This is a genomic window from Bradyrhizobium oropedii, from assembly GCF_020889685.1.
GTDB lineage: Bacteria > Pseudomonadota > Alphaproteobacteria > Rhizobiales > Xanthobacteraceae > Bradyrhizobium > Bradyrhizobium oropedii.
In genome coordinates this window covers 1-8,094 of record NZ_JACMYO010000279.1, presented here as the reverse complement: position 1 = coordinate 8,094, position 8,094 = coordinate 1, and the positions used below count along the sequence as shown (strand labels likewise).

At 56.6% G+C, this 8,094-nt stretch carries 2 protein-coding genes and 4 pseudogenes; 1 reads left to right on the top strand and 5 read right to left on the bottom strand.

From position 1 onward, the window contains the following. The 3 genes and pseudogenes from H8A95_RS40125 to H8A95_RS40115 form a co-directional block, all read right to left on the bottom strand. Positions 1 to 322, bottom strand: a pseudogene (locus tag H8A95_RS40125) (acyl-CoA dehydrogenase family protein); the annotation flags it as partial. A 520-nt stretch (positions 323 to 842) separates the two neighbouring features. After that, entirely contained in the window at positions 843 to 1,679 is an 837-nt protein-coding gene (locus tag H8A95_RS40120) for a Crp/Fnr family transcriptional regulator (RefSeq protein WP_229188050.1), read from the bottom strand. 1,329 nt (positions 1,680 to 3,008) lie between these two features. Next, positions 3,009 to 4,100, bottom strand: a complete 1,092-nt coding sequence (locus H8A95_RS40115; protein WP_229188049.1) for a KamA family radical SAM protein — start codon at positions 4,098 to 4,100, stop codon at positions 3,009 to 3,011. Positions 4,101 to 4,785: 685 nt separating this feature from the next. Between H8A95_RS40115 and H8A95_RS40110 the strand changes: the two are divergent. Next, positions 4,786 to 5,809 (top strand): annotated as a pseudogene (locus H8A95_RS40110) (IS630 family transposase). A gap of 9 nt (positions 5,810 to 5,818) precedes the next feature. On the opposite strand, the pseudogene H8A95_RS44615 reads toward H8A95_RS40110, so the two are convergent. Further along, a pseudogene (locus H8A95_RS44615) lies at positions 5,819 to 6,702 on the bottom strand (TauD/TfdA dioxygenase family protein). Between the two features lie 661 nt (positions 6,703 to 7,363). Further along, positions 7,364 to 8,094, bottom strand: a pseudogene (locus H8A95_RS40100) (IS66 family transposase); the annotation flags it as partial.

The following is an 8,094-nucleotide window of genomic DNA, read 5'->3' as shown; positions in this document are numbered from 1 at the left end:
GCAAGGATGCGGCCCGGACCGAGTCGGCCTCGCGCGAGCTCGAAACCCCCGCCCTCGCCCAGCAACAGATTGTCCGCGGGAACGCGGACATTTTCAAGAAGCATCTGGCCGTGGCCGTGTGGCGCATCGTCATAGCCAAACACGAAGAGTACTTTTTCGATCTTGATGCCGAATGTGTCTGAGGGCACCAGGATCTGAGACTGTCGTTGGTGGCGCGGCGCCTAGAAACCGATCTTGCCCGTCACGATGGCAATCTTGCAGCTGGGATCACCCGCGCCCGACGACCACCATTTCCAGCCGCGATGGCGTAATGATCGCCGTCAATAGCCTGTTAGCACCTTAGCACCCGGTGCGCACACAGATGCACGATGGCCCGGGTTTGCCACAGTGTGAAAGGTACGTATTGACAAGTCCCGTCATACAAATGTGCGGAATGCAACTCCCAAGCTTGGCGGATCCATGCCAAGCGATCGGACCGGATCCGTCATTGTCGCTGCGGGATGAGCGACTTAAAGCCGATCCCCAGCTTTGGTGACGTGACGCTGTGCGACATCGGAGGCCAATGTCATTTTCGGCCGGTGAATTGTGATTTCGGCTTCAAGGACGACGTGCGGAATTATTCGTCACCCGCAGCCTGCAGCTCAGTCGGAACCGCGCGCGAATTGCACGCGGCGGAACGGTGGGACGGGGCGCCGTCGGAATGATGCTGTCCAATTGTCTGCTAATGTTCAACGATATATGTAACTGCACCGGTCAATGCACGCCGCGCAGGCGGCTCCGCCGTTGACAGCTCGTCCTCAAAGTGAAGAGAAGAGGTGAAGCGGATCGCTGGAGCGACTTTCTTAGTCCGTAGCTCCATCCGCTGACATCACGGACTCGGACGAAGCATAAGCGTCTGAAATAAGCTTGTAACAGCCACATGCCCTTTGCTCGAGGCTCTTGCGCTCATCAATCTCTAAGACGCCGCGCTTCTTGCGAATCGACCTTTGTTCTTCGAATTGGCTTAAGGTCTCGGTGACCCCGGCCCGGCGCAACCCTAAGGCAGAAGAAACATACTCATGGGTAACTGGAAGCACATGAGCGCCAACGGCGTCACTAGCTAGACACAGCCAGCTCGCAAGCCGCTTTTCGAGGCTGTGCCGAACCCCGCATAATCCTGTTTGAGCGCAATGCAGGGCGAGCGCTTGATCGTACCGCGAAAGATGTTCTCGGATTTCAGGACGCTCGTTCATTACCCGACGCAAATCCTCAACGCGGATCCTGTGCGCGCTTCCGGGAAACAGCACAATAGCTTGATGCGTCGAAATATGCCTCCCCACTAAGAGCGAAGCACCGATCGCACCACGATATCCTATCACCGCCACCTCAAAGAAACTGCCCGCCGCGACAATCCTGAGCGAGACGAGGCCCGCTTCAACGAAATAGACGTGATCGAGATGCCTCTTCGGCTCCTGCAGTACCATGCGTTCTTTCAGGACGATCGGCTCAAGGAACTGCCCTATCGCCGCGAGGCCTTGAGGAGGAATTCTCGCCAGAATTGCGTTTCTGACATTGGACCGAGAACAATGACATACCATACTAGGCACGCGAAACATTTGCTGTGTACCGGACACTCGCTTCAGGGCTCCATCTGCGGAGCCGTCAAGCGCTTCCAAGACAGCAGGCACGCGGTCGATCATAGTGTGGTCTGTCTCCTGGCACCCTCATTTCTAGCCGACGGCTCACTCTACCGACTCTGCAATCTTGATTAATGCAATGAGTCTCGTGTCGACGCCCAAATCCCGCTTTGAACCGCCCATTTCGACGGATTCCAACTCACTCGAGCGGCGACAGCTGCCTTGCCGACTGAGGCGACGCGCGGAGAACTGTCTCTATGGACAGCGATAAGCATATTGTCCGGATCGAGCGGGAAGCTTTTGTAGTCTGCCGATGGTAATGTGACATCAAAGCAAGCCTCTACCGCTCGGTATTCGGCATTTGCTCGTTTCGGATACCAAGAGCTCCAAGCGCTCGCATTGGATCAGCCTCAGTTTGCTCCAAAGCCTCGATGAAAGACGCTACCGCCTCAGTTACTTTGACCGGTCGACTTGATAGCCCAATGGACTTACACAACTTTCAAATGAGCCACGGGTGATAACGATCTGCGATCCCGGCACGGACTGGGCTGGGCTGTGTTCGCCATCGACGACCGGCATTAAGAGTGACCGAATGTGAACATTCGGCATCCTGGCAATCACTCTAACAAGATTTGCGAAAACGGAAATACTTGTCCAGCGGAAACGCCGTCTTTGGCAAGGCTATTCAGATTTCCCTCAGCATTCTTGGCGCCCCCTCCGTCAGGAGCTCATCACAAAATCAAAGAACTATTCACCCGCGATTTATCGTCTTCCGCAGCAGTCCACTCTGCTCAAGAGCCAGAAGCACGCTCGTTTTGACAGGTTGTGAGCTTGGGGCACACACCTCTCTTCATTTAAAATGTCACCAACGCAATCGTGCAGAACCCTGCGCGGCCCTTACGATAATTGCTCCCTATTCGGCCAATACACCCCTTCCCCGATACCGACCTTGCCCTTCCTGGATATGTTTGCAAGATCGCGCCGTGCATGACGTTGCGCAGCCCGTTTTAGTTTCGGTCACGGATTCGAGGCCTCATCTGCAACTCGCTATTTCAACGAGCTCTGGAATAACGATGAGAAGTTGCGAGACAGAAGGCAAAACGGCAACAGGAATTCAGCTATTTTTTAGGCAGTTGCGCAGAATGAAGGCCGACAACGTGGATATGGAAAACTTCGCGCGCTCGCGAGATACCCAGGTCAACTTATGGGTTATCTCGGCCTAGTGCCAAGCGAGCGATCGACCGGGACGCATTCGCCCGCTTCTGTGATGATCGGCTTCTGCGCATATGGAAGCAACGCCAAATGCGAGCTACCTTGGCCGGCTCCGACGAGCGTAGCCGGCGCGCCGCACTCGCTCCGAGTTTCGTGATCAGCATTGCGCGCCCTTAGATCTCATTGTTCTGGCAAATCGTCTAACCAGCAGGCAGCCCCGACATAAGGCCGGGAAAAGATCCGTCCGATCTTCTCGGGAACTTTGCTCTGGTGGTATCGCATATACACGCGGCCATCGTGTCCCAAATCCAATATTTCGATCTTTCCTGAGTAATGAGACATGATGTATTTGAATGTCTTCTCGATGCCACTGAGACGCTGGTTGACGCCGCGCGCAATCTCTATTCCCCGTCCCAATGTGACCTGAAAATGAGATGCGCCCTTCACCGGCCTCGCTTGAAAGAGGTAGTAAGGGCGTACTCCGATTTCGTGGCATTTGGCGAACGTCGCTGCCAGGATCTTGGGATCATCGTTGACTTTGGCGAGAAGCACGGCCTGGTTAAGGAATTGCACGCCTTGCGATCGCAAGGAGCGAACTTCGTGCTCCGCATCGGACGAGATCTCGCCTACGTGATCGAAATGCGTAACGATTATTGGGCTCTTACCCGCTTCGTGGATTCGCTGGAACAATGCCGGTAGAGCGGAATCCTCAAACCGCCTCGGTTCATAGGCCAGCATTTTTGTGCCAAATCTAATCGAGCTCAAATGATTTATAGGCAGCAGGTGGTCAAGGATCTTGTTGAGTTTGGCCGTGCTGAGAACGAACGGGTCACCTCCCGACAGTAGTACGTTCGTCATCTCAGGATGGCGCGCAATATACTTCGCGACCCGATCGAAGTCCGGCGCGATTTCATCGGAAGCCTTACCCACTATACGCTTGCGAAAACAATAACGGCAATATGAACCGCAGCGTTCCGTCACCAGCAACAAGCCGGTCTGTGGGTACTTGTGCTGCAGTCCCGGGACGACTGTGTTGTCGTGCTCGCCGCTCGTATCCAAGGTGCCTGGGCTCTCGAACTCCTCCACCGAGGGCTCTACAATGTACTTAAGCTGATCGTAGTAACCACTTTTGGCGATCTGTTCGCGATAGAACTTTGTGACGTGATAAGGCGTGATGTTGTTGACTTGCAGTACACTCTCGCTAACGACGCGAGTTTCTTCGATGAACTTCAATACGTGTGCTCTGCACAGCGGATTAGCTGTGGCTTCCATTGCGGCACCTCGTCTGCCCTGACCAGCGCGTTTGATTGAACACGATCTCCTCGTAACAATACAGCATCAACAGTGGATCGATACCTACCTAGTGTGGTGAGGACTGCCTCGAGAGTTGAGAAAGGCGCTCTGTCGGCACAGTAGCGAAGCTAAATCGCCGCCATTAGCGCAACCGCGCAGCATGCCGGTGGTATGCGACAGCGCGCCCGCGCCTTTGCTGCCCGTACAAACACACGACCGCCTCCTCCTCATAAGCGAGGTGAGCGCCATCCCTGATTGCGAATGAAAGGCCCTCATCGGTGTTCAGGACCCTGGTGTGCCGCGCCCCGCATTCATGCGGTATTTTCAGTGGTGCGAGGCCACTTTTCCGACCATCGCCACGCTCGATCCGCTCGATCTTTTCAGTGCCGCACGGTTAGGCAAGAGCCGGCTCGCACTGTGCCGGGCTCTGACACGAGAATGGCGCCGCCTGCTCGCGCCTTCTTAGCGCTTTTTATGGACACGAAAGAGCAGATTGCCAGCGCCGGTTAGCCGTCCTGACCGGATAAACTCGACGGCCTGGCTCCCACTCGACATTGCAGGGCCGCCACTTAGCCATGGACCGCCTGCATCTTAGGAAAACCGGACGTGCGGACCCTACTAGTACCCACTTTTCTTGGATCGTGAGTCGTGATTCAAGATATGGATGATTCCCGAAGCAAGAGAAGTCCACCTTTCGCGGAAAGATCGCAAGGTGCTTGAGGCGTGTTGTCGCTCACCGGTGACGTTGCAGCGCGGTTTGAAGCGGGCTGGCGGCGGACGGGCGCAGCACCCGCTCGATTGCCAAAGAAGTCGGCGTTCAGCCGCGGATTGTCAGCCTTTGGCGGCACCGCTATGCCGATCATGGCCTTGAAGGGCTGCAAGACAAGCCACGGCCCGGCAAGCAGCCGATCTATACGAAGGCCACCGACAAGCGGATTCTGAAGCTGCTGGATAAGCCGCCCCCGCAAGGATTTGCGCGCTGGACCGGCCCTCTGCTGGCCGAGGCGCTGGGCGATGTTGGCGTCCAATATGTCTGGCGGTTCCTGCGCAGCCACAAGATTGACCCTGCGGCTCGCAAGTCCTGGTGCGAGAGCAACGACCCGAACTTTACGGCCAAAGCCGCCGATGTTGTTGGCCTCTACGTCGCCCCGCCCGCGAAGGCCATTGTGCTATGCGTGGACGAGAAGCCCTCGATCCAGGCCTTGGAGCGAGCCTTGGAGCGAGTGCAGGGTTATCTGAAGTTGCCCAATGGCCGCGCCTTGACCGGCCAGAGCCACGATTACAAGCGGCATGGCACGACAACGCTGTTTGCGGCGCTTGAGGTCGCCACCGGAAAGATCATCGCGACGCATTCAAAACGTCGCCGCCGCGTCGAGTTTCTCGATTTCATGAACAGCGTCACCGCGGCCTTTCCGGGCCGAAAGCTTCACGTCATCCTCGACACAACCTCAACACCCACAAGAAGAACGAGCCCTGGCTCAAGGCCCCCCCAACGTGCAGTTTCATTTCACTCTCGATCTTGCAGGGCCAGTCGCTCAGCGGCACCTCCTTCACTAGCCTCACGCAGCTTCAGGAACATCATCGATGCCTACGTCAACGCGTACAACGACAAAGCCGAGCCCTTCGTCTGGACCAAGAAAAAGGTCCGTCAACGCCGCTTCACAGGGCGCCGTATCACTCAGCTCTGATTCCGGGTACTAGGCAGCCTGAGCGGCCCGTGATTTTGGCCTCTTCATGTGCGGTACGCCGGCGTCAATCGCAAGCCGGTCCACGGCCCAATGAGGACTGCCGATTTTATTGACGGGGTATCGCTCAGTCGCGCGATTGTCCCAGATTGCGACGTCGCCTGATTTCCAGTTCCAGCACAGGGTGTTCTCCGGCGCCGTGAGGTAGGATTGCAGCAGTTCGAACAGTCTTTGGCTGGGATAGCGCTGCAGGCCGACAAAGTTCTGCACCGAACGGCCGAGCGAGAGGACGCGTTCGCCGGTCTCGGGATGAACGCGAACGATCGGATGTGTCGTTTCGTAGATCGTTCCGGTGGATACGTCGTCCAGTCGCCTCTTCTCGGCTTCTGTGGCCCCCTCCGTCACATTGTAATCGAATGCGGCACAGCGCACAGCCCAGAGGTTGTCGGCAAGCATCCGCAGGGGGACGGGAAGATCAAGGTAAGCAGCCGCAGTGCTCGACCAAGCGATGTCACCGCCAAACGGCGCGATCAGCACTGAGATTTTCGGCCGGCGGCACCCAAGACGTCATCGTTCACCCGGTCGAAATGACGGCAGGCGTGATCAGGAAGCGTTTCCCGGATCGTCGCCCCTCCCTTTGTGTTCACCATTGTGAGGGGCGGTATCAGCGAACCGAGCCGGAGGGCAAAACGCTGTTGCTGGGCATCATCGAGATGTCCCTGATCACGGAAAAAGATGACCTTATGCTCGAGCAGCAGCCGGTTAATGGCTGTGATGACCTCGTCAGACAAATCGTCCGATAGTGTAATGTTCTTGATTTCGGCACCAAGGCGGTCCGCATGCCTGATGATGTCTGCTCGCGGAATGACGTTATCAACGATCATTGTGCTATTCATGACGGCACCTCTCTATGGATGTCTTAAACAAAGCCCCCGCGATTGGTGATGATGCTTGGCGCGCACGTGACGAGCCATCTTTATGACACGCATCCGAATTGCCTGAATGCCGCACAACGAGACACGCTGGATTTCGGATATAGACCACCATCATCTTATGGTCTGACTTCCTCTGCGTGCGGACACATCCGGTGCGGTTTCGATCGAAGAACACTCGCGTATGACGCCATCAGACCGATTTGCACGTTGACTCAACAGCCTAGCTTTGACACTGCAAATTATAGAGGCGGTCCATGTCCAGTCCATGAAACGAAACCAGCTTTCTTGACCGATCTTGAGCAACGTTCGCTCGTCGCCAAGCCAGGCCTTGGAAGATCTTTGACATGACGCTGGGATACGCCACCCAAGCGATCCACTCGGCCTCATCCACGCACGACAAATGAACGAACGCAATATTTGGCGGTCTGCACTCATTGAGCAGTAAGAGAACGCAAACCTCTACCTATCGTCGCTTCTCTTTATGATGCTACTTATGCGTGCGCACAAGCCTTTGTTCCTTTGTTCGCTGCTTTGAGTTGTTCAATAGTAAGCGCGATTTTCCCCGCACGTTGACGCCGGCGGTTTTGATGGATTGCCCTAGTATCGGGCGATACCGGGCCGTTCAGGCAATGGCGGCTTTGTGGAAGTTGAAGGGCAGCAGGTCGGTAATATCGGCGTCGCCGGCGCGCTGAGGCAATTCGGTGCAGACGTGGCGCAACCACGCTAACGGCACGACACGTGAGGCGCGGCAGGTCAGCATCAGGCTGTAGACGACGGCACTGGCCTTGGCTCCGTCCACGGTATCGCTGAACAACCAACTCTTCCTGCCAGTTGCAAAAACCCTGATGTCGCGCTCCAGAAGATTGTTGTCGATCGGCATGCTGCCGTCCCCGGTGTAGCGCGTCAGATATTCCCATTGGTTTCGGGTGTAGGATACGGCGTCGCCGAGCTTGCTGTGCCGCGGCTGACCGGAACGCCGGCGCGTTCGAAGGCCTGCGCCAGGCGGTAGAGCGGCGTGCCATCGACATATTTATGAACCAGCGCGAACGCCAGCGTTGAGGCCGTGGCAACGCTGCCCGGCAGCGGCTGCGTCGGCATCGGCGCGGTCACGACAGGGGCGTTGATCCCGGTGCGATCGCAATGGCGGCACGCATATTTGAAGCGTACTTTCTGTAAAACCTTCGCCTTCACCTCGATATGAAGTTGCTCGGTGACAGCCTCGCCCATGCGATGCATCTGGCCACGGCAGCAAGGACACGCCTTCTGATCGTCGGGCAGGTCATACTCGACGCGCTCACGCGGCAGGTTCGCCGGCAGCGGCCTGCGGCCGCGCTTCTTTCCCGTTGTGTTTTT

Excerpts from the sequence above, each read along its gene's own strand:
- H8A95_RS40120 (WP_229188050.1), bottom strand. The coding sequence starts at position 1,679 with ATGATCGACCGCGTGCCTGCTGTCTTGGAAGCGCTTGACGGCTCCGCA.
- H8A95_RS40115 (WP_229188049.1), bottom strand. The coding sequence starts at position 4,100 with ATGGAAGCCACAGCTAATCCGCTGTGCAGAGCACACGTATTGAAGTTC.